The 20436-nt window shown below is 71.9% G+C and carries 20 protein-coding genes and 1 tRNA gene; 13 read left to right on the top strand and 8 right to left on the bottom strand.

What is annotated here, in order from left to right; translation table 11 throughout:
- Positions 1-46: 46 nt before the first annotated feature.
- Positions 47-2512, bottom strand: coding sequence for a glycoside hydrolase family 3 protein (locus K3N28_RS04405; protein ID WP_228091256.1), 2466 nt, complete (start codon positions 2510-2512; stop codon positions 47-49).
- 192 nt (positions 2513-2704) lie between these two features.
- Between K3N28_RS04405 and K3N28_RS04400 the strand changes: the two genes are divergently transcribed.
- From K3N28_RS04400 to K3N28_RS04380, 5 genes are all read left to right on the top strand, one after another.
- On the top strand, positions 2705-3301 hold the full coding sequence (locus K3N28_RS04400; protein ID WP_228091255.1) for a TetR/AcrR family transcriptional regulator: 597 nt from the start codon (positions 2705-2707) through the stop codon (positions 3299-3301).
- Positions 3298-4188: a putative RNA methyltransferase gene (locus K3N28_RS04395; protein WP_228091254.1), complete on the top strand. Its 891-nt coding sequence runs from the start codon at positions 3298-3300 to the stop codon at positions 4186-4188. The genes K3N28_RS04400 and K3N28_RS04395 overlap by 4 nt, the downstream gene beginning before the upstream one ends.
- Before the next feature lie 134 nt (positions 4189-4322).
- On the top strand, positions 4323-5168 hold the full coding sequence (locus K3N28_RS04390) for a glutaminyl-peptide cyclotransferase (protein ID WP_374209648.1): 846 nt from the start codon (positions 4323-4325) through the stop codon (positions 5166-5168).
- Between the two features lie 42 nt (positions 5169-5210).
- On the top strand, positions 5211-5720 hold the full coding sequence (locus K3N28_RS04385; protein WP_228091252.1) for a GNAT family N-acetyltransferase: 510 nt from the start codon (positions 5211-5213) through the stop codon (positions 5718-5720).
- An 85-nt stretch (positions 5721-5805) separates the two neighbouring features.
- Positions 5806-6960: a hypothetical protein gene (locus K3N28_RS04380; protein ID WP_228091251.1), complete on the top strand. Its 1155-nt coding sequence runs from the start codon at positions 5806-5808 to the stop codon at positions 6958-6960.
- A 21-nt stretch (positions 6961-6981) separates the two neighbouring features.
- On the opposite strand, the gene K3N28_RS04375 is transcribed toward K3N28_RS04380, so the two are convergent.
- Positions 6982-7911: a carbohydrate kinase family protein gene (locus tag K3N28_RS04375; protein WP_228091250.1), complete on the bottom strand. Its 930-nt coding sequence runs from the start codon at positions 7909-7911 to the stop codon at positions 6982-6984.
- 175 nt (positions 7912-8086) lie between these two features.
- Positions 8087-9211, bottom strand: coding sequence for a hypothetical protein (locus K3N28_RS04370; protein ID WP_228091249.1), 1125 nt, complete (start codon positions 9209-9211; stop codon positions 8087-8089).
- 331 nt (positions 9212-9542) lie between these two features.
- Between K3N28_RS04370 and K3N28_RS04365 the strand changes: the two genes are divergently transcribed.
- Positions 9543-9616 (top strand) — tRNA-Ile (locus K3N28_RS04365).
- 273 nt (positions 9617-9889) lie between these two features.
- Here the strand turns inward: K3N28_RS04365 and K3N28_RS04360 are convergent.
- Positions 9890-10636 (bottom strand): SDR family oxidoreductase, encoded by a 747-nt coding sequence (locus K3N28_RS04360; protein ID WP_228091248.1) that lies wholly within the window; start codon positions 10634-10636, stop codon positions 9890-9892.
- 102 nt (positions 10637-10738) lie between these two features.
- Here K3N28_RS04360 and K3N28_RS04355 point away from each other — a divergent pair, with 102 nt between their 5' ends.
- Both K3N28_RS04355 and K3N28_RS04350 read left to right on the top strand, forming a co-directional pair.
- The gene (locus K3N28_RS04355; RefSeq protein WP_228091247.1) at positions 10739-11587 is read left to right on the top strand and encodes a helix-turn-helix transcriptional regulator; all 849 of its coding nucleotides are present in this window, start codon (positions 10739-10741) and stop codon (positions 11585-11587) included.
- Between the two features lie 185 nt (positions 11588-11772).
- Positions 11773-12966: an MFS transporter gene (locus K3N28_RS04350; RefSeq protein WP_228091246.1), complete on the top strand. Its 1194-nt coding sequence runs from the start codon at positions 11773-11775 to the stop codon at positions 12964-12966.
- On the opposite strand, the gene K3N28_RS04345 is transcribed toward K3N28_RS04350, so the two are convergent.
- Positions 12963-13943 carry a zinc-binding dehydrogenase gene (locus tag K3N28_RS04345; RefSeq protein WP_228091245.1) on the bottom strand — a complete coding sequence of 327 codons (981 nt, stop codon included), beginning with the start codon at positions 13941-13943 and terminating at the stop codon, positions 12963-12965. The two genes, K3N28_RS04350 and K3N28_RS04345, sit on opposite strands and share 4 nt — an antisense overlap.
- A 43-nt stretch (positions 13944-13986) precedes the next feature.
- On the opposite strand from K3N28_RS04345, the gene K3N28_RS04340 reads away from it, so the two are divergent.
- Positions 13987-14244 (top strand): D-glutamate cyclase family protein, encoded by a 258-nt coding sequence (locus tag K3N28_RS04340; RefSeq protein ID WP_228091244.1) that lies wholly within the window; start codon positions 13987-13989, stop codon positions 14242-14244.
- Between the two features lie 17 nt (positions 14245-14261).
- On the opposite strand, the gene K3N28_RS04335 is transcribed toward K3N28_RS04340, so the two are convergent.
- Positions 14262-14942 (bottom strand): helix-turn-helix domain-containing protein, encoded by a 681-nt coding sequence (locus K3N28_RS04335; RefSeq protein ID WP_228091243.1) that lies wholly within the window; start codon positions 14940-14942, stop codon positions 14262-14264.
- Between the two features lie 284 nt (positions 14943-15226).
- Between K3N28_RS04335 and K3N28_RS04330 the strand changes: the two genes are divergently transcribed.
- The 3 genes from K3N28_RS04330 (at position 15227) to K3N28_RS04320 (ending at position 16695) form a co-directional block, all read left to right on the top strand.
- Entirely contained in the window at positions 15227-15832 is a 606-nt protein-coding gene (locus K3N28_RS04330; protein ID WP_228091242.1) for a carbonic anhydrase, read from the top strand.
- Positions 15833-15876: 44 nt separating this feature from the next.
- The gene (locus tag K3N28_RS04325; RefSeq protein ID WP_228091241.1) at positions 15877-16170 is read left to right on the top strand and encodes a 4a-hydroxytetrahydrobiopterin dehydratase; all 294 of its coding nucleotides are present in this window, start codon (positions 15877-15879) and stop codon (positions 16168-16170) included.
- Positions 16171-16347: 177 nt separating this feature from the next.
- A complete protein-coding gene (locus K3N28_RS04320) occupies positions 16348-16695 on the top strand; it encodes a DUF1707 domain-containing protein (RefSeq protein WP_228091240.1) in 348 nt (115 codons plus the stop codon).
- 48 nt (positions 16696-16743) lie between these two features.
- Here the strand turns inward: K3N28_RS04320 and K3N28_RS04315 are convergent, their stop codons facing one another.
- Positions 16744-17997 carry a pyridoxal phosphate-dependent aminotransferase gene (locus tag K3N28_RS04315; RefSeq protein ID WP_228091239.1) on the bottom strand — a complete coding sequence of 418 codons (1254 nt, stop codon included), beginning with the start codon at positions 17995-17997 and terminating at the stop codon, positions 16744-16746.
- Between the two features lie 98 nt (positions 17998-18095).
- Here K3N28_RS04315 and K3N28_RS04310 point away from each other — a divergent pair, with 98 nt between their 5' ends.
- The gene (locus tag K3N28_RS04310; RefSeq protein WP_228091238.1) at positions 18096-19016 is read left to right on the top strand and encodes a LysR family transcriptional regulator; all 921 of its coding nucleotides are present in this window, start codon (positions 18096-18098) and stop codon (positions 19014-19016) included.
- Here the strand turns inward: K3N28_RS04310 and K3N28_RS04305 are convergent.
- Entirely contained in the window at positions 19013-20293 is a 1281-nt protein-coding gene (locus K3N28_RS04305; protein ID WP_228091237.1) for a YibE/F family protein, read from the bottom strand. The genes K3N28_RS04310 and K3N28_RS04305 overlap by 4 nt on opposite strands.
- Positions 20294-20436: the final 143 nt, after the last annotated feature.

The raw sequence follows: 20436 nt of genomic DNA, 5'->3' as shown, positions 1-20436 counted from the left end.
TGACGACTGAGCGGCGGGCGGGACTTCGGTCCCGCCCGCCGCTTCGCTATGCCCGCTTGACGTCGGCTTCGAGCCGCAGGTCGCCCACGCTCCGGCCCGCCGCCACCGTCCAGGTCCCGGACACCGCGGCCCAGGCGCGGCGTTCCTCGTCCCAGACCTGGAACGAGCGCGCTTCGAGCGGGACGACCACGTCCACGGTCTCGCCCGGTTCGGCGCCGACCGACGCGAACCCCGCCAGGCGGTGCCGCTCCATGTCGACGTCCGGCTGCTCGGGGGACAGGTAGACCTGGACCACCTCGCGACCGGCCCGGGCGCCCCGGTTGCGGACTCGGACGCGGACCGAGTCCGCTTCGGCCGTGAGACTCACGTACTCCCAGTCGGTGTACGACAGGCCGTGGCCGAACCAGTAGGCCGGTTCGGCGTCGTGGCGCTCCCAGGCCCGGTAGCCGATGAAGACGCCTTCCTCGTAGTGGAGTTCGCCCCGCTCGTTCGGGGCGACCTGGACCACCGGCGCGTCGTCGAGGCGCTTCGGCCACGTCGTCGTCAGGCGGCCGCCCGGCTCCGCGCCCAAGAGGACGTCGGCGAGCGCGTGCCCGCCCTCTTGGCCGGGGAACCAGGTCAGGAGGATCGCGGCCACGTCGTCGGCCCACGGCATCTCGACCGGCGAGCCGGTGTTGACGACGACGATCGTGTTCGGGTTCGCCGCGGCGACCGCCGCGACGAGTTCGTCCTGGCGCCCGGGCAGGCGCAGGTCGCGGCGGTCGAAGCCCTCGGATTCGGTGAGGTCGGTCGTGGAGACCACGACGACGGCGACTTCGGCGGCGCGGGCCGCTTCGACCGCTTCGGCGATGAGCCGGTCCTCGTCGGGGCGCGGGGCGGTGTGCATGAGGCCGAACAGGACCGACGGCGGGAAGCCGGGCGGGAAGGCCGACGGCGCGTACTCCAGGCGGACCGGGACCCGCTGCCCGGCTTCGAGGTGGACCCGGGCCTGCTCGACGCCCGGGCCGAAGAAGGCCTCGAACGGGTCGTCGCCGGCGACGGGCTGGTCGCCTTCGAAGAGGACCTCGTCGCCGACGACGAGCCTGTGGTGGCCGAGCCCCCGGGTGCCGAAGACGTGCTCGCCGGTCTCGGTCACGGTGAAGACGCCTTCGAGGAGGGCGTGGTGGAAGTCGTCCTGGGCGAGGTCGCCGGGCAGGTAGCCCATCCATTTGACGTCGCCGTTCGCGAGCGGTTCGGCGGGCAGTTCCGCGCCGTCGACGCGGACGGGCCGCACGGTGAGCTCGAAGCCAGCGGCGGCGGGCAGGATCTGCTCGAAGAGGTCCACGCCCTGCGCGTACGCGACCCGGTCGCCGAGGGCCTCGCGGAGACCGTCGAGCGGGGCGACCACCTGCTTCGGGAACACCGTGGCGGAGCCGCCCCCGAGGACGCGGGCCTCGGCCGCGGCCGGGCCGATGAGCGCGAGGCGGTGGACGGCGTCGGCGTGGAGCGGCAGGATCGCCGCCTCGTCGCCGGCGGGCGGGTCGTTCTTGGCGAGGACGAAGGAGCGCCTGGCGATCTCGCGCAGGAGCGCCTCGGGGTGTTCGATCGGCGCCGGCCGGGTGTCGACGGCGGCCTCGACGCCTTCGAGCGCGCCGACGCGGGCGGCGAGCTTGAGCATGCGGCGCACCGCGTCGTCGACGTCGGACTCGGCGGCGCGGCCGTCGCGGACCGCTTCGACGAGGTGCCCGCCGTAGACGGTGTACGGCCCGGGCATGGCGAGGTCGAGCCCGGCCTCGATGTCCTCGACGGTGTGGCGGGCGGCGGCCCAGTCGGAGACGTTGAAGCCGTCGAAGCCGAACTCGTCGCGCAGGATCGACATGAGCTCCCGGTGGGCGGTCATGGTGCGGCCGTTGACGGCGTTGTAGGCGGTCATGACGCCCCACGGGCGCGCGGCGGCGGTGATCATCTCGAAGGGCCGCAGGTACAGCTCCCGCAGGGCCCGTTCGCCGATGACGTTGTCGACGGTGAACCGGTCGGTCTCGGCGTCGTTGCCCACGTAGTGCTTCATGGTGGTGGCGACGCCGCGTTCCTGGACTCCGGCGACGTAGGCCTGGGCGATGCGCCCGGTCAGGTACGGGTCCTCGCTGAACGCCTCGAAGTGCCGGCCGCCGAGCGGGGAGCGGTGCAGGTTGACGGTGGGCGCGAGGAGGACGTCGACGTCCTTGCGGCGGGCCTCGTCCGCGAGCAGGTTCCCGATGCGCCGCACCAGGACCGGGTCCCACGAGGCGGCCTGCGCGGTCGGGCTCGGCAGCGCGAGGGACGGGTCGGCGGCGGTCCAGAAGCGGCCGCGGACGCCGATGGGGCCGTCGGAGACGGTCATCGAGCGCAGGCCGGCCTCGGGGACCGCGAGGGTCCGCCACATGTCGATGCCGGCGAGCAGGTCGGCCTTGGTCTCGAGGCTGAGCCTGCCGAGCGCGGCCTCCACGGCCTCGTCGTACTCGGGTCGGTCGGCCGGCAAGGTCCATGCGCTCATGGCGCCCTTCCTTTCGTTCGCATCGGGTGCCCCGCGGGGTCGCGCGCCGCCGCGGCGGCCGCGGCGGCGCGCGCGGGGAGTCACGTACTGGAGTCTGACATGCTTACCGATCGATCGGTAGATTCCGTGTCCGAATTGAGACCTTCTATGCTTGGGGCTCGAGGACGACCGGCACCGACCCGAGAGGCACCCATGCCCAGTCAGCACGGCACCCGGCACAGCGCCCGCGGGCAGGTCCGCCGCGACGAGATCGTCAGGGCCGCGATCGAGGTCATCGCGGAGCGCGGCTACCGCGGCGCGAGCCTCGCCGCCGTCGCGGAGAAGGTGGGCCTCACCCAGCAGGGCCTCCTGCACTACTTTCCGAGCAAAGAGGACCTGCTCATCGGCGTCCTCCAGTTCCGCGAGCGCACCGACACCGGAGGCCGCGACATCGTCGCCGAACCGATGAGCATGGCCGCCACCCAAGGCGTCGTCGAGGCGAACGCGCACCGCGAGGCGATCGTCCGCACCTTCTCGGCGCTGCTGGGGGAGTCCGTGACCGAGGACCACCCGGCCGCGGAGTACTTCCGGGCCCGCTACCGCCGGGTCCGCGAGGCGCTGACCGCCACACTCCGGCAGGAATGGGGTGACCGGCTCCCGTCCGGACTCACCCCGGAGGAGGCCGCGCCGCTCGTCATCGCGATCATGGACGGTCTCCAGTTCCAGTGGCTCCACGAGCCCGAGACGTTCGACATGCCCGCGGCCTTCCGCGCGTTCGTGCGCCTCCTCGATCCGAAAATGGCATCTTGACACACGGTCCAGAGACACTGCCCGCGCTCGCCGCGCTCGCCTGCCCCAACTGCGGCCAGGCCCTCGACCAGGCCGGCCGACGCCTGTCCTGCCCGGCCGGGCACTCCTTCGACCTCGCCAAGCAGGGCTACGCGCCCCTGCTCGCGCCCGGGTCGAACGCGACCACCGGCGACACCGCCGACCAGGTGGCCGCCCGCGAGGACTTCCTCGGCTCGGGCGTGTACGACCCGCTCATGGCCGCCGTCGCGAACGCCTCCCTCACCGACGCGCCCGGGGTGATCGTCGAACCCGGCTGCGGGACCGGGCACTACCTCGCGGCGGCCCTCGCGGCCGACGCGTCGCGCGAAGGCATCGGACTCGACACGTCGAAATACGCGCTGCGGCGCTGCGCCAGACGCCTGACCGGGGACGACGAACCGCGGCGAGCCGCCGGAACCCGATGGCGACTCGCCGCGGTGCTCGCCGACGCGTGGCGGACACTGCCGATACGCGACGACGCCGCCGCCGCGGTCCTCAACGTCTTCGCCCCCCGCAACGCCGACGAGATCGCGCGCATCCTCCACCCTGGAGGCGTGCTGGTGGTCTTGACCCCCCGGCAGGACCACCTGCGCGAACTCGTCGACGCCTTGGACTTGCTGAGCGTCGACCCCGCGAAACCGCAGCGGACCGCCGACCAGCTCGGCTCGATGTTCGAAGCCGAGCGGACCGACGAGCTTCACTATCCGATCGGACTGGGACGGACCGAGATCCTCAAGCTCGTGGGCATGGGCCCGAGCGCCCGCCACCTCGACCCCGCCGCGCTCGCCGCGGCCGTGGCCGCGCTGCCCGACAAGGTCGAGGTCACGGTCGCCGCGACCGTGACCCGGTGGCGCGGAAAGGGCTCCTAGAGCCCCTGCCCGAATCCTCCGCGCCACCGGGTTCGGTCATCCCCCCCGGATCGGGACGCATGCCCTGGTTCGAGCACTTGTCCTCGTTTGTCATGACCAGTACGGTACGAACAGCACCCCTGAACCGGCTGGAGATGAGATCAGTGTTCGATGAGAATCGCGCGGCCCGGCGCGGCCTGGCGCTCGGCACCGTCGGACTGCTCGCGCTGGCCGGGTGCAGCACGGGTGACGCCGCAGCCGAGGAGCAGGTGAGCGTGCCCGAGGACGCGGGCGTCGAGGAGCTGGCGGTCGAGGTCGTCGAGTCCTTCGACCACGACCCGGACTCGTTCACGCAGGGCCTGGAACTGGCCGAGCACCCCGAGTTCGGCACGGTCCTCTACGAGAGCGCGGGCCTCTACGGCGAGTCGGACGTGCGCATCACCGACCCGGCCACGGGGGAGGTGCTCGTCGCCCAGGACCTCCCGGCCGAGCAGTTCGCCGAGGGCCTGACCCTCACCGACCGGGATCTGTGGCAGATCACCTGGCAGGAGCACGTGGCCCACCGGCGGGACCCGGTCACGCTCGACGTCGTCGAGACGGTCGAGTACGAAGGCGAAGGCTGGGGGATCTGCTTCGACGGTGCGCGGCTCGTCATGAGCGACGGCTCGTCGACGTTGAGGTTCCGGAACCCGGCCACCTTCGAGGAGACGGGGAGCGTCGAAGTGACCCTCGACGGCGAGCCGGTCTTCCAGATCAACGAGCTCGAGTGCGTCGGCGGCCAGGTCTGGGCCAACCTCTGGCAGACCGACCAGATCGTGCGCATCGACCCGGACACGGGCGAGGTCGGCGCGGTCGTGGAGGCCTCGGGGCTGCTCGGCGCCGACGAGTCCGCCGGAGCCGACGTGCTCAACGGCATCGCCGCCGCCGAAGCGGAGGGCACGTTCTACCTCACCGGGAAGCTCTGGCCGAAGTTGTTCCTCGTCAGGTTCGTCCCGGCCTAAATCCTTTGCGGCCGGTGCGGCGCCGTGGCAGGATCCACGGCTATGACCCCCACCTTGCGCACCGCCCGACTCGTGCTCGAACCGTACGTCCCCGAGGACGAGGAGGACTTCGTCGCGTTCTTCGGCGACACCCGCGTCTCGCAGTGGATGGGCGACGGGCCCGAGCCCGAGGAGGCCAACCGGGCGCTGTTCCATCGGGTCTTCACGCACGTCTACGCCGTCGGCAAGTTCGACGTGTGGGCCGTGCGCGAGAACGGCGCCTATATCGGTCACGCCGAGATCAAGCCGACCGAGCAGTCCGGCGGCCACGAGCTCATCTACGCCCTCGCGCACGCCGCCTGGGGGCGGGGCCTGGGCACCGAGCTGGCCGAGGCGATCTGCGCCTACGGCTTCGACCGGCTGGGACTGTCCGAAGTGCACGCCACGATCGCCGAGGCGAACGCCGCGTCGCTCGCGGTCATGAAGAAGCTCGGCTTCGAGCACGTCCGCGACCAGATCGAGGACGACGGCACCGTCACCAAGGTGCTGACACGCCGCCGCCCGGGGTCGTAGGGGACCGCCGCGGCGTGTCCTGAGTGAACAGCGCCGCGCGTGAGCGGGAATTGCGCGGGGGGTTCGCGTAGGCCATGATGAGGTCATGGCCGTCACACCCCTCGATCGATTGCTGGAATACAAGATGCACCTCTTGACCGACTCCCGGCAGCCCCGCGTCTTCGCCGCCTGGTGGCAGGATCTGATCACGGCCGCGTTCGCCGCATGGTTCTTCGGCGGCCTCATCCTCGACGTCAACGCCCACGCCCGGAACTGGGCCGAGTCCTTCTTCACCTGGTGGCACCTGGCCTTCTACACCGGCTACTTCGCGACCGCCGCCTGGATCGCCTGGATCTGCGTGCGCGCCCACCGCGCCGACGGCCGCACCGGCATGGCCGCCGTGCCCCACGGCTACGGTCCCGCGATGATCGGCATCCCGCTGTTCCTCGTCTCAGGGGTGGCCGACATGGTCTGGCACGAGGTGCTCGGCGTCGAGACGAGCCTCGCGATCCTGTTCAGTCCCTCGCATCTCGGCCTCGCCGCGGGCGGCATCCTCATCGTCGCCGCCCCCTGGCTCTCGGCGTGGCGGCGCGAGGCGCTCGCGGCCGAGCCCGAGCCGGTCCCGTTCGAGGCGCGCATGGCCGCGCCCGCGCTCTCGCTCGGCTTCGTCGTCACGGCGCTGGTGCTGTTCCTGGCCTACCTCGTGCCCTACACGAACTCGCCGTTCGCCGTCGCCGCCGCCCTGCAGGGCCCGCACGCGTTCGACGGACTCCCGTTGGCGGGCATCGTGGCCACCACGGTGCTGGTGCTCGCGCTGGCGGTGCTGGCGACCGGCCGATTCCGGCTGCCGCTGGGGTTCTTCACCGTCGCGTTCGTCTATCCGTCCATCATGGCCGGTGCGTATGCGGGGTTCGCGTACGGCGGGTACGTCTGGGTCTTCCTGCTCTCGGGGGTGTGGCTGGACTTCCTGGTCTGGCTGGTCCGCCCCGAGCTGCGCCGCCGCCGCGACCTGCTCGTGCTCGCGGGGGCGTGGGCGGTCCCGGTCTGGGCCGCGTTCCTCATCGCCACCGGCTCGGCCACCGACGCCTGGCCCGCCGTGGAGATCGGCCTCGGCGCGCCGATCGTCGCGGCAGCGGTCGGCGGCCTGTTCATGCTCGTGGTCCAGCCCGAGCGGCGCGAGGTGGTCCGGCAGGCGCCCGTGGAGCCCTCGCCGTTCGACGACGTGATCGCCCGCGCGAAGGCCATGACCGAGAACCGGTAGGAACGAGCCGGATCCCGTCCGTCACTTCGGAAGCGCCGCAAGGCTTTCAGTGAGCAATGCCTCCGATATCAGGGACGTGCTGGTGCCTTCGGTGGCGCACGCGTACGCGCCGGCGAGGCGTCCGGCGTCGATCATCGCCTTCGTGTCCGCGCCGTTGCGGCGCGCCCAGAGCAGGCCCGAGGTGAACGCGTCGCCCGCGCCGTTGGAGTCCACCGGCCGCCACGAGGCCCACGCCGGGAGGGCGGCGCCGAGGTCGGCGACCGGGTCGATCGCGGCGTAGCGCTCGAAGGAGCCGCCGCGCTCCATGAAGCAGCCGCCGTGCTCGCCGTCCGTGGCGACGACCAGGTCGGCCCGGCCGTGGTCGAGGACCCGGCGGAGGGTCTTCTCCGGGTCGGCGAGCCGCGCGGCCGACATGGTCACCAGGTCCGCCCGGAGCGCGAAGGCCTTCTGGTGCTCGGCCTCGCCGTCCCAGCCGTGCAGGTCGGTGGAGACCGGCACGTCGTCGGGGACGGCCGCGAGGGCGTCGCGGGTGTGGTTGGTGATCGAGACGTGCACGTGGGCGGCCTCGGCCAGGTGCGGGGCGTAGAACTCGGCGGGCATGCGCAGGTCGGGGTCGTGCCGGTAGTCGTAGAAGGAGAAGCGGCGGCCCCGGTCGTCGACGAGGTTCACCGAGCGGGAGGTGCCGCGTTCGGAGATGCGGTACCGGAAGTCGAGGCCGTGGGCCTCGTAGTGGCGGCGGACGAGCGCGCCCTGGTCGTCGTCGCCGATGAAGTCGATGAAGCGGGTGGCGAGCCCGAGGCGGAGGCACCCGAGCGCGACGCCGTTGCCGGTGTGCGCGACGTAGTCGCGGATCGGCTCCACGTGGGAGGAGTCGCCGTCGCCGATCGCGATCTCGGGGACGCGCACGATGGTGTCGACGCCGACGCCGCCGACGACCAGGATGTCGAGCATGTGGTGGCTTCCTTTGCAAGAGTTTGCAGCAATGTCTGGAATTCTTTGCAGACGTTGACCCTAAGGCTCGGGCGGCGATCGGTCAAGCCCGTCGGTTCCATGCCGCCTCACCGGAGTGCCCTGAGCACGGGAGAGGGCGGCGGCCGCACGGCCGCCGCCCTGGTGGCGGTGTTCCTCAGGCTTTCGGGCGCGTCGTGACGACGCCGCGGCGGATCGCGTAGGCCAGGGTCGCCGCGCCCAGCGCCGGACCCCAGACGTAGAAGGGGAAGGCCCAGACCATCTCCAACGCGTCCTGGCGGATGCTCAAGGCCACGAACGGGACCGACATGAACGTGAACAGCGCCGCCACGGCCGTCGCCGGGACGATCGGCACCATCGGCGGGACCGGGCGGCCCTTGACCACGGGCATCCAGAACGGCCAGCGCGTGCCCCACCGCTGGGTCATGCCGAGGCACAGCACGCCGCCGCCGATGCAGGCGAAGCCGAGCATTATGCCCCACACGCGGGTGGCCGCGTCGATGTCCGGGTTGAGGGGGCCGCCGAACCAGCTCCACGGGGTCAGCCAGGTCATCCGGACCAGGCCGTAGGGCAGGGCGCAGGCGAAGGCGATCCAGCTCGCGGTCCGGCCCCACTTCGCGGCCCGCTCAGGGGCGAGCCAGGCGCGCTCGGGCGCGCCCTCGCGGCGCATCAGCAGCAGCTGGAGGGTCAGCAGCGTCCAGATCGCACCGCCTACGACGGTCCACACCTGCACGGCCAGGAACGCCCACATCCCCGCCACGGCGCCGCCGAAACTCCCCAGGAACCCGGTGAACACGCCCGGGTCGAGGACGCCGGTCGCGATGAGCGCGGCGAGGAGGGCGGCGATCGCGGCGCCGACGACGATCCGGGCGGCGGCGCCGCGGGCCAGGAGGACCGGGCCGACGACGAACGCCACGGGAATCGCGAAGGCGGCCAGATATCCGGTGAAGGCCATCGGCGTGGTGGTCGTCAGCAGCAGGCCGAAGACCACCGCGAACAGCGCCGTGAGCGGCCACAGTCGCGGCTTGGGGCGGGCGATGAGCACCCCGGCCAGGCCGGCGGCGATGAGACCGGCGGGCGCGATCCAATCGGGAACCGACTGGGGGAGCCGGAACGTGGGCTCGAAGAACTCGTGCCCGTACGGGCCGTGCTCGGGGTCCAGGAGGTGCCAGAGTCCGATCGGGAGCGCCAGCAGCGACCAGAGGAACGCGGCCAGGACGGTCCAGCGTCCGAAGCGGGTGAGCCGCGCCTGAGGCGGCCGCGGGGCGAGTTGCGTCGTCATGCCTCCAGATTCGCAACGCTCCGCCCCGATGCCCTCCCGCGAGCGGGCGAACCGCCTCCCCCGAGCGGGGGAGCGCGGCGGGGGAGCGAACGCCGCCGAAGACCCGTCCCCGCAACCGTTTCGACCCCCGATCGCCATGCCCGATCGGGAAGGTCGCGGCCCCATCGCGAACAGGAGCGGGTGTGGTCACGGGTCCTGCCACGACCTGCCCGGCCGCCCTGGGTCGTGACTCGGATCTCGTTGACTTCCACGGTCTGCGGTAACCGAACTCCGCGCCCGTGCCCCTGGGGCCACCGTGCAGCGACGGGGTGTGAGAGGATATTGGGCGCTTGGGGCAGTAGCTCAGCTGGTCAGAGCAGGGGACTCATAATCCCTGGGTCGCGGGTTCAAGTCCTGCCTGCCCTACGAAGGGCCCTGCTGCCGCAGGGCCTTCTTCATGTCCTGGCGCGGGCGTAGGTCGTCCGGCGTGCCCGGCGCACCGGTGCCGCCCGCCGCGCCGCCGATGGCTCGGCGCAGGTTGCTCCAGGTGGACCAGGTCGATATCGAGGGATCGCATGCAGGCGGTGTGGCCCGAGCGCTTGTAGAGGCGCAGGTTCGATTCGCCGTTCATGCCGGGAGCGGAGACGCCGGGCCGGCCCGGGGAACTCTTCGGGCCCCACCAGGCCGGCATCCGGCTGCCTACCAGGGGACCACTGGGGAATCGAGGTACTCGACGCCTTTGTGGAAGAAGCCGCCGTTCGGGCCGTCGTCGCCGATGAGGGCCATGTCGACCGCGACGGCCGCGGCGTCCACGGGCCGGCGCGTGCCCTGGTTGCCGTTCAGGTCCGTGGCGGTGAAGCCCGGGGTCACGGCGTTGATCTTGATGCCGGTGGGCTCGAGTTCCTTCGACCAGGACACGGTCAGCATGTTCAGCGCCGACTTGGAAGCGCCGTAGGCGCCGCATTGCTGGGTGTAGAACGGCTTGCTCGGGTCGGTCATGAAGCTGAGGGAGCCGATCTCGCTGGAGACGTTCACGATCCGGCCGGCATCGGACTTGCGGATCAGCGGCAGGAACGCGTTGGTCACCGCGACGACCCCGAGGACGTTGGTCTCGAAGACCTTGCGGGCGGTCGCCACGGTGAGTTCGCTGGTGTTCCAGTCCCCGTCGGCGAGGGCGATCGCCGCGTTGTTCACGAGGACGTCGAGCTTGCCGTACTGCTCCTCGACCTGCTTCGCCGCGGCGGCGACGATGGTCTCGTCGGTGACGTCCAGGTGGAGGAAGTGCGCGTCGAGGCCTTCGTCACGGAGTGTTGCGGCGGCGGTTTCACCGCGTTCGGCCGAGCGGGCGCCGACGAGGACGGTGAGGCCCCGCTTGCCGAGTCCGCGGGCGATTTCGATGCCGATGCCTTTGTTGGCGCCGGTGATGATGGCGATGTTCTTGGTCATGAACCGATCTTGCGCGCGGTTCGAGGGCCTGCAAAGAGGACGCTTTATGGTGGTACCGCCGGTGCCTGGCTCGCGGGCGGGAAACGGAGGAGGATTGGTCGCATGGATCGCATCGAGCTCGCCGAGTTCCTCAAGTCCCGCCGTGCCGCCATCCGGCCGGGGGACGTCGGGCTTCCGGAGGGGCCGCGGCGCCGGACGCCGGGGCTGCGGCGTCAGGAGGTCGCGCAGCTCGCGGGGATCTCGGTGGAGTACTACATCCGGCTCGAGCAGGCTCGGGGGCCGAAACCGTCGCGGCAGGTGCTCGGCGCGCTCGCGCGGGCGCTGATGCTCGATCGCGACCAGCGCGCGCACCTGTTCCATCTTCTCGACGAGCTGCCCGAGTCGGAATCGAACCGTGAGGTGCCGCCGACGATCCGGACTCTGCTGGCCGGGCTGGACGATTTTCCCGCCTTCGCGATCGACGCGTGTTACGACGTGGTCGCGTGGAACGCCTCGGCCGATCGTTTGATGGGGTATCTGAGCCGCCTCGGCTCCGAGGAGCGGAACATGCTGCGCACCAGTTTCACAGGGCCGCTCGCGTCGCACCTGCTGGCCGAACCGGAGACGGTGGCGTTCCTGCGGGACTGCGTGGCCGATCTGCGGGCTTCGCTCGCGCGGAGCCCGAAGGATGTGAAGCTTCGGGGGCTGGTGGAGGAGCTGCTGCGGGAGAGTCCGGAATTCGGGGAGATGTGGGCGGACCATCAGGTGGCGGTGCGGCGCGTCCAGAAGAAGCGGGTGGAGCATGAGGAGTTCGGGGCGCTGGAGTTCGAGTGTCAGGTGCTCGAGGTGCCGGGGACGGCGTTGCGGCTCATAATCCATGTGCCGGAGCCGGGTTCGCCTACGGCGGAGGCATTCGCCTCGTTGGCGGCGTTGACGGCGGTCACGGTGGAGGACCCGGTGCGCGGGGCGTGAGGGGACGGCGATCGGAATCACGCCGGAATTCGGCGTCGGGACTTTTACTCGGGCGGCGAGTGTTCTTATGCTTGATCCGGCGGCGCGAGCCGCCCGATCTTGAACAGCGACCGGTAAGGCAAGGACGCAGCCGGTGACAGCCTCAGCGTCCTCCCCCTCCTAATTTCCTTCCGGAGCTGCTTTCCATGCGCATGCCTCTGTTCGCCATGTCCATCGGCGCGTTCGGCATCGGTACCGCCGAGTTCGTCATCATGGGGATCCTGCCCCAGATGGCCGCCTCCTCGGGCATCTCGCTCGCCGAAGCCGGCCTCGCCGTGTCCGCTTATGCGATCGGCGTCGTCCTCGGCGCCCCGCTGCTGACCGTCGCCACCACCCGCGTGCCTCGCAAGCCGCTGCTCATCGCGCTCATGGGGGCGTTCGCGGTCGCGAACCTCGCCACCGCGCTGGCCCCCGACTTCGCCTCGCTGCTGGCGTCCCGGTTCGTCGCCGGTCTGCCGCACGGCGCGTTCTTCGGCGCCGCGGCGGTCGTCGGCGCGAGCCTGGTGTCCTATGAGCGTCGCGCCCGTGCGATCTCGGGGATCATGTCGGGCCTCACCGTGGCCACGATCGTCGGTGTCCCGGTGAGCGCCCTGCTCATCGGCCACTTCTCGTGGCGCTGGATCTTCGGCGCCGTCGCGGCGCTGGGCGTCGTGGCCGCGGTCGCGATCTGGCTGACGGTGCCCGACACCCGGGGCGTCATCGTGCCGACCAAGGCCGCCGACGAGATCCGCGCGATCCGCTCCAAGCGAGTGCTGCTGCCGCTCGTCACCGGCGCGGTCGGGTTCGGCGGCATGTTCGCGGCCTACACCTACCTGACGCCGATCCTCGAGGACGTCACCGGCCTGGGCCCGGTCGCCGTCGCGATCACGCTCGCGGTGTTCGGCGTGGGCCTGACCCTCGGGAACGTCGTCGGCGGCCAGGTCGCCGACAGGGCTCCGATCCAGGGGCTGTTCGCCGCGTTCTCCACGATCGCGGCCGTGATGCTCATGATGTTCTTCTCGATGTCGAACCCGGCGCTGGCGATCGGCGGCGTGTTCGTCATGGCCGCCTCGTCGTCGCTGGTGGGCCCGGTCATGCAGCGGCTGCTGCTGGACGGCGCCCGTCAGGCGCCGTCGCTGGCGTCGTCGCTGCACCACGCGGCGTTCAACCTGGCGAACGCGAACGGTGCGTGGCTCGGCGGTCTCGCGCTCTCGGCCGGGCTGAGCCTGACCGCGCCGATCCTCGTCGGCGTCGGTCTGGCGCTGGCCGGTCTGGCCCTGTCGGTCCCGCTGGCGCGGGCGCACACCGCCACGGTCGTCGTGCCGAGCGTCGAGACCGCCGAACTGGTCACCGCCTCTTAGGGGACGAGGACCACCTTGCCCGTCGTGCCCCGGTGCTCCAGGGCGCGATGGGCTTCGGCGGCTTCGGACAGTTCGAAGGCGTGCACGGCCGGTCGCAGGTTCCCGGCCGCGAGTTCGGCGAGCGAGCGCTCCTCCAAGGTCCTGAGGCCGCCGAGTTTCGCCAGGAGGTGCGGCCCGAGCGCGCCCGAGACGGTGAGGCCGCGGTCGACGATGTCCTCGACGGTGGCCTCGGTGGGCTTCCCGGCGGACCAGCCGAAGACGATCATGCGGCCGCCGGGGCCGAGCCGGTCGAAGGCGGCCCGGCCGGTCTCGCCGCCGACGGAGTCGAACAGGAGGGTCGCCTGGCGGCCTTCGAGGGCCCGGTCCAGGACGGCGGTCCAGTCCGCGGCCTGGTAGTCGATCGCCGCGTCGGCGCCGTTGGCGGCGACCTGCCCGACCTTCTCGGGTCCGCCCGCGAGGCCGATCACATGCGCCCCGGCGTTCTTGGCGGCCTGCACGAGGAGGGTGCCGATGCCCCCGGCGGCGGCCGGGACGATCACGACGTCGTCGGCGGCGACCGGGCCGACCGCGAGCGCCATGAGCGTGGTGCGGCCGGTGCCGATCATGGCCACGGCCGCGGCGAAGTCCACGTCGTCGGGGAGTTCGTGCACGTGCTCGACCTCGCGGACGGCCTTCTCGGCGTAGCCGCCCGAGGCGAATCCGAGGTGGGCCACGACGCGTTTGCCGATCCACGAGTCGGGGACGCCCTCGCCGACGGCGTCGACGACGCCGGCGGCTTCGCGGCCGGGGATCATCGGCAGGTCCGGCAGCGGATAGGGGCCCTTCGGATCCCCGCTGCGGAAGGTGGTGTCGAGGAGGTGGACTCCGGCGGCGCGCGTCGCGATGCGGAGCTGCCCGGGGCCGGGGACCGGCTCGGGGACCTCCTCGTACACGAGGACCTCGGGGCCGCCGAATTCGTGGTGGCGGATCGCGTGCATGTCGTCCCTGCTTTCTACGGTGGGTGTGGACCCCACTGTAGGGATGGGACGACTGGGGCCGCATCCGTCGCTCGACCGGTCACGGTTCCCGGTGCGGGTCGATCGCCAGGGCCGCGTCGATCTCCCGGGCCTCGCGGAGGCGTTCGGCGACCGCGTCGCGTTCGCGGACGTCCCGGTGTCCGAGGCCTGCGGCATGACCCTGCAGGAGACCGTGGTCCGGGCGAAGCCGCCGGTCGCGAGCACCCACCCGCCGGGGCACGTGCTCACCGCCGACCGCCGCGCCCTCCGACGACGCCGGTGAGATCCGCTGATCGGGGCTCACATGCCGGCGGGGGCCGTGCCCGTCGAGGCCGGGGCCGGCTCCGGCAGGCGGAACATGCCGAGGAACCGCTCGGCCATCGCCTGGTCGCCTTGGACGGTGACGCGCCCGGCGTGCAGCGACACGTCGAGGCTGCGCCCGCCCAGGGTGAGGCGCTTGAGGGTCTCGGCGTCGGTGCGGATGACCGCGTGCGGGTGCTCGGGCCGGCCGGGGGCGAGGATCAGCTGCGCGTCGATGATCTCCGCGATGAAGGGCCGGTCGCCGACCCACAGCTCGAACGCCGCGTCGAAGCCCTGCGCCGCCACGGGGATGAAGAGGCTCCGCATCGACAGGATGAGCGCGTCGGCGCCCATCGGCGCGTCGAGCGGGATCGCCGCCGACCGGGCGCCCCAGCGCAGGAGGTACACGATCACCGGTTCGAGGTCGCGGCCCCATTCGGTGAGCTCGTAGACCTTCGAGGCGGCCGGCGGCGGGAGGCGGCGCTTGGAGACCACGCCGTGCGACTCGAGTTCGCGCAGCCGCTGCGACAGCACGTTCGCGCTGGCCCCGTGGAGGCCGGCGCGGAGATCGGTGAAACGCTTGGGTCCCAGGAGCAGTTCGCGGACGATGAGGAGCGACCAGCGCTCGCCGACGATGTCGAGCGCATGGGCCGCCGGGCAGCCCTCGCCATAGGTGCGCACCGGTTCCTCCACTGGATCGATGGACGGCGTTGAGCGACGGTTCGCCAGCGCAGCCAGGCGGCGGGGCCGGACGGCTCCACGGCACGCCCGCGGATCGGGACTTGAACCCACTGGTGAGAACCGTTGCGGTAGTTCACGTTCATCATAAAGTTCGCTTGTGCGAGCAGCAAGTCCTGGTAAATGACCGGCACATCTCGGAACGGTAACGTGCGGTGTGTAAAAGGTGCGTGTCGGTCCGCCGGTCGCGCTTGCGGCGGCGCCGATCGTACGGCACCATTCAGTGCGTGCCAGATTTGACCGCTTCCTCGCTCGTCGAGCGACACCAGGCCGGCGCCGCGCTCGCCGGCATGCTCGAAGGCAACGGCCGGTTCGTCGCCGGCGAGCCCCGCTACCAGCGCGACATCGCCGCCGCCCGTGAGGCCGCGCCCGGGCAGCGGCCTTTCGCCGCCGTCTTCACCTGCATCGACTCCCGAGTGCCGCCCGAGACCGTCTTCGACTGCGACTTCGGTCAGATCCTCGTGGTGCGCACCGCCGGGCACGTGCCCGACCGGGCCGCGATCGAGTCCCTGGAGTTCGGCGCCGCCGAGCTCGGCGCCTCCCTCGTCGTCGTCCTCGGCCACGAGCGGTGCGGCGCGGTCAACGCGGCGGTCAGCGCCGTCAAGCAGGGGGCCACGGACCCCGGTTACCTGGTCCAGCAGCTGTGGCAGCCCGCGTCCCAGGCGCTCGACGAGACGGAGGAAGGCGAGGACGTCGCCTCGCACGCGATGCGCCTCCACGTGCGCCGCACCGTCGCCGACCTGAGCCGCCGCGAAAGCCTCGGCGGGGTCCTCGTCGTCGGCGCGGCCTACGACCTCGACACCGGCGAAGTCACGCTCATCGAGGAGCGCTAGCGCTAGCGCGAGACGCGGCGCGAGGGGACTGACAGAATCGGGGGATGAGCGATCAACCCTTGACCGAAGCCGAGATCGAACTGGCCCTGTCGGACCTGCCCGGGTGGAGCCATGTCGGCGACCGCCTGGAACGGACCTGGAGCTGCGGAGGCCACCTCCAGGCCCTCGCCGCCGCGGTCGCCGTCGGACACCTCAACGAGCGGCAGGGCCACCACGCGGACCTGACGATCAACTACGACCAGCTCCGCGTCTCCGTCACGACCCACTCCGCCGGGAACAAGGTGTCCGCCAAGGACACCGACCTGGCGCGAGCGGTCTCCGACCTCCTCCTCGACTGACCGCCTGACGCCGAACCCGAGGGCCGCCCGAGGCGGCCCTCGTCGGCGTGTCCGCCGGAAGGGGCTGCTGTGCACCGTGGTGCGTGAGCGTGTTCAATGTGTACGACCTGCGCAAACGGGGAACGTATCGATCCTTCGTCTCTGTCATGATGGAGACAGCACAGGTGGGAGCACGTCATGGACGCATACGCCGCCAAGGCCTCCAGGGCCGACAAGCGCATCGCCCTCGACCGTCTCGCCAGGGCCCGGCGCAAGGGCATGATCGACACCCGGGAGTACCGACTGCGGCGGCGGCTGGCCGAACAGGCCCAGAGCCTCGCCGAACTCCAGTCGCTCCTGCAGGACGTCCCCGACGATCAGCACAGCCGGGACCACTGGCGCTACGGCCGCTGGAGAGGGCCCGTCAAGGAAGGACGCGAACTCGAGATCCAGCGCTTCGTCGGCGTGATGTTCCTCAGTCTCGCCCTCCTCGTGGTGGTGGCCTGCGTGTACGCGGTCATCGCCCTCTACGAGCAGTGGCGTTAGCCGGCGGCGGGGCGCGAGGCCCCGCCGCCGGCTCCACCGCACCCGAGCTCACTCCGCGAGCAGGGCCTCGAGCTTGCTCCGCAACCGCTCCAAGGACGCCGCGATCCACGGCATCTCCAACGGCTCGTCCGAGACGAGCGCCGCCAGGCGCTCGGAGTCGGACTCGCCGTAGAGGCCGGGCACCGCGACGCGGACCGTGAGGGACGCGGGATCGTCACCGAACGCGGACCCCGGGAGCACCGCGACCCCGTACTCGTCCAGCAGCAGCCGGGCCAGGTCCTCGCCGTTGCGGACGCCTCGGGACTCGGCCAGGGCCTCCCGCAGGGGCGCGAAGTCCGGCCACACGTAGAACGCGCCCTGCGGGGCCGGCACCGCGCAGCCGACGTCCGCGAAGACCGCGGCGACCGCATGCGCGACCGCGCCGTGCAGCCGCCGCGCCGCCGCCAACCGGTCGATCAGCACGTCCGGGTCGGACCAGGCGTACGCGGCCGCGTGCTGCATCGGCATCGGCGTCGACGACCAGAGCTCGGAGGCGATGCCGCGCACCGAGTCCCGCAGGCGCGCGCCGAGCTCGGAGTCGGGGAACCGGGCCGCGCCGATCCGCCAGCCGCCGAGCGCGTAGTTCTTGGACAGCGCCGTGGTCGTCACCGTCCGCTCGGGCGCCCACGAGGCGGGGGAGGGGAACGGGGCGCCGGTCTCGAAGACGAGGTCGCGGTAGATCTCGTCGGCCACGATGAGCAGATCCAGCTCCCGGGCCGCTTCGGACACGGCCTTCACCGAGGCCTCGGACGCCAGCCGCCCGGTCGGGTTGTCCGGCAGCGTGACCACCACGACCCGCGGGTCGCGGCCCGCCGCGCGGGCCTCGCGCACCGCCGCGTCCATGGCCGCGGCGTCCGGCACGCCGCCCTCCCCGGGCGGCACGGGGACCCGGATCGGCTCGCGGCCGAGCAGTTCCGACTGGGCCGCGTACGAGACCCACGCGGGCTTCGGCAGCACCACGTCGCCCCCGGCGGCGTGCAGCAGGGCGAACAGCAGCGGCTTGGACCCGGGCCCGAGCAGCACGTTCGCGGCGTCGGTCCGCAGGCCGCGCCGGGTCCAGTACCCGGCGGCGGCCTCGCGGGCCGGGGCGATCCCCGCGACGGGTCCGTAGGCGGTCGCGGGGGCGGCTTGAGCGAGCCGCTGCGACAGCAGGGGGTGCACGGGGATGCCGGCCTCCCCGAAGCCGAGCGCGAGCACCTCCTGCCCGGCGGCTCGACGGGCGGCGATGGCCTCATTGACGGCGAGGGTGGCGGAGACGGTCACGGTGACTCCTTGTCGGACGGTCGTGGTCGGAGTCAGAGTTCCCTGAATCGAGCATCAAAACAAGTATTTCTACCTTTCGCCGAGGATAAGATTTCCTTATGCTCGATGTGCGCCGCCTGCGGCTCCTCTACGAATTCGCCGCCCAGGGATCGATAGCCGCCACTGCCGCCGCGACCGGCCAGACCGCCTCGGCGGTCTCACAGCAGTTGGCCGCCTTGGAGAAGGAGACCGGCGTGTCCCTCCTCGAACGCACCGCCCGGTCCGCGCAGCTGACCGACGCGGGCCGCCGCCTCGTCGCCCACACCGCCCGGATCATGGAGGCCATCGACGCGGCCGAGACCGACCTCGCCGCCGAGTCGGGCGAACCGCGCGGCCGGGTCACGCTCACCGCGTTCCCCACGGTCGCCGTGGCGCTCGCCGGGCCGATCGTCCGGCGCCTGCGCCGCTACCCCGAGCTCACGATGGTGCTGCGCCAGCAGCTCACCGTCTCCGAGTCGCTGGCGCGCGTGCGCTCGGGCGAGATCGACCTGGCCCTCATCGACGACTGGTCGGGTCGGCGCCGCCCCGCCACCGCCGGGCCGCTGACGTTCCACCACCTCGTGGACGACCCGCTCGTGGCGGCCCTGCCGGCGCGGCATCCGCTGGCCTCCAAGGAGGTCGTGTCGGCGCACGAGCTCGCGGGGGAGTCGTGGATCGCGTCCCCGGAGGGGGAGCCCTCGCGGATGGCGCTGGCGCGGCTGTGGCGGGCCGAGGGCATCAGCGCGCCGGTCTCGGAGTTCGAGGGGCTCGACACGATCCTGACGCTGGTCGCCAAGGGCCTCGGGGTCACGGTCGCGCCGTGGATGGCCGCGGCCGAGCGCCGGGACGTGGCGGTGCGCCGGATCGCCGAGGACATGCCCGGCCGCGAGGTCTACGTGGTCCACCGGACGGCCTCGACGGGCCGCCCGGCGGTGATGACGGTGCTCCAGGCGCTGCACCAGGCCGCCCGGAAGCTCATGGTCGCGGCCGAGCGCTTCTAGCGCAGGTGCGAGGGCGGGTACGGGGACTCGTCCTCGTCCCACGAGGCCACCGCGTCGGGTTCGGGCCGGGGGCGCTTCGGTTCCTTCTCCTTGGGGCCCTTCGGCTTCGGTCGCCGGCGCGCCAGGTATGCGGCGAGCCACGTGGTGATGGGGACGGCGGCGATGAGGCCGAGCGTGCCGGCGACGGACCGCACGATCTCGGTGGCGATGGTCTGGCTCGTGAGCACCTGCTCCAGGGGCCGGTTCGCGGCGGCGATGAGGACCAGCAGCGGCAGCGACGCGCCCGCGTACGCGAGCACGAGCGTGTTCACGACCGAGGTGAGGTGGTCGCGGCCGACCCGCATGCCCGAGGTGAACAGGCGCGCCGAGCCCCACTTCGGGTTGGCCTTGGCGACCTCGTCGACCGTGGCCGCCTGCGAGATCGTCACGTCGTCGATGACGCCGAGCGAGCCGATGAGGATGCCCGCCAGGAGCAGCCCGGACATGTCGATCGGGTACTGGAGCGCCAGGTTGGTGGTGTTCTCGTCCAGGACCCCGTTGAGCATCGTGAGCCGCACGGCCGCCTCGGCCAGCAGCACGGTGACGACCAGGGACGCGAGCGTCCCCACGACGGCCACGGTCGTGGTCCGGTTCCAGCCGTGGCCCAGGTAGAGGGACACGAGCATGATCGCCGCCGAGCCGACGACCGCCACGAGGATCGGCGAGGACCCGTCGAGGATCGCCGGCACCATGAACAGGAGCACCACCGCGAAGGTCACGCTCAGGGCGGCGAGGGACCGCAGGCCCTTCCAGCGGCCGAACGCGACCACCGCGAGCGCGAACGCGACCGCGAGCGCCCACAGCGCGCCGGCCCGGTCGTGGTCGATGATGTGGTACTGCTGGCCGGAGACCGAGTCGGGCGTGTAGATGAGGATGACGTCGTCGCCGGGCTCGACCACCGGCGCGCCCGGGCCGGTCGGGATGTCGACGACGGTCTCCTCGCCGGACTGCTCGCCGCTGGTGATCCGGACGACCACGTCGCCGCAGACGGTGGCCTGGAGCTGCTCGTTGAGCGCCGGGTCCGCCTCGTCGCATTCGGTCTCGTGCACGGAGAGGACGTGGCCGTCCACCTCGGTGCCGAAGGCGTCGGGGGCGGTGGCGTCCTCGACCCCCTGGGGCCACAGGAGGATCAGCCCGAGGACCGTCAGGGCCGCGGCCGGGACCAGGATCCACAGTGCGGCGCGGGGGACGGCGTCGTTCGGAACGGCATGACTGTGCTTCACGAAGGCCTGGTTCACGTTGGTGAGCTTACGAGTTCCCGAACCGGTTTCGGCGGAACCGGTGCGCCGTCGAGCGCCACGACGTCCACGGGGCGGTGCAGAGCGCCTGAGGCGCCCTGCACGGTTCAGGGCGGACAATTCGGATGTTCAGTGGTCGTTCA

It is taken from the genome of Glycomyces sp. TRM65418, assembly GCF_019710475.1.
Taxonomy (GTDB): domain Bacteria; phylum Actinomycetota; class Actinomycetes; order Mycobacteriales; family Micromonosporaceae; genus Glycomyces.
The sequence above is the reverse complement of the archived record's forward strand: the minus strand, read 5'-3'. Positions and strand labels throughout refer to the sequence as shown.

What these genes read in the sequence shown, in the direction of transcription:
- K3N28_RS04405 (WP_228091256.1), bottom strand. Translation starts at nt 2,512, where the DNA reads ATGAGCGCATGGACCTTGCCGGCCGACCGACCCGAGTACGACGAGGCC.
- K3N28_RS04400 (WP_228091255.1), top strand. Translation starts at nt 2,705, where the DNA reads ATGCCCAGTCAGCACGGCACCCGGCACAGCGCCCGCGGGCAGGTCCGC.
- K3N28_RS04390 (WP_374209648.1), top strand. Translation starts at nt 4,323, where the DNA reads ATGAGATCAGTGTTCGATGAGAATCGCGCGGCCCGGCGCGGCCTGGCG.
- K3N28_RS04385 (WP_228091252.1), top strand. Translation starts at nt 5,211, where the DNA reads ATGACCCCCACCTTGCGCACCGCCCGACTCGTGCTCGAACCGTACGTC.
- K3N28_RS04380 (WP_228091251.1), top strand. Translation starts at nt 5,806, where the DNA reads ATGGCCGTCACACCCCTCGATCGATTGCTGGAATACAAGATGCACCTC.
- K3N28_RS04375 (WP_228091250.1), bottom strand. Translation starts at nt 7,911, where the DNA reads ATGCTCGACATCCTGGTCGTCGGCGGCGTCGGCGTCGACACCATCGTG.
- K3N28_RS04370 (WP_228091249.1), bottom strand. Translation starts at nt 9,211, where the DNA reads ATGACGACGCAACTCGCCCCGCGGCCGCCTCAGGCGCGGCTCACCCGC.
- K3N28_RS04360 (WP_228091248.1), bottom strand. Translation starts at nt 10,636, where the DNA reads ATGACCAAGAACATCGCCATCATCACCGGCGCCAACAAAGGCATCGGC.
- K3N28_RS04355 (WP_228091247.1), top strand. Translation starts at nt 10,739, where the DNA reads ATGGATCGCATCGAGCTCGCCGAGTTCCTCAAGTCCCGCCGTGCCGCC.
- K3N28_RS04350 (WP_228091246.1), top strand. Translation starts at nt 11,773, where the DNA reads ATGCGCATGCCTCTGTTCGCCATGTCCATCGGCGCGTTCGGCATCGGT.
- K3N28_RS04345 (WP_228091245.1), bottom strand. Translation starts at nt 13,943, where the DNA reads ATGCACGCGATCCGCCACCACGAATTCGGCGGCCCCGAGGTCCTCGTG.
- K3N28_RS04340 (WP_228091244.1), top strand. Translation starts at nt 13,987, where the DNA reads ATGGGACGACTGGGGCCGCATCCGTCGCTCGACCGGTCACGGTTCCCG.
- K3N28_RS04325 (WP_228091241.1), top strand. Translation starts at nt 15,877, where the DNA reads ATGAGCGATCAACCCTTGACCGAAGCCGAGATCGAACTGGCCCTGTCG.
- K3N28_RS04320 (WP_228091240.1), top strand. Translation starts at nt 16,348, where the DNA reads ATGGACGCATACGCCGCCAAGGCCTCCAGGGCCGACAAGCGCATCGCC.
- K3N28_RS04310 (WP_228091238.1), top strand. Translation starts at nt 18,096, where the DNA reads ATGCTCGATGTGCGCCGCCTGCGGCTCCTCTACGAATTCGCCGCCCAG.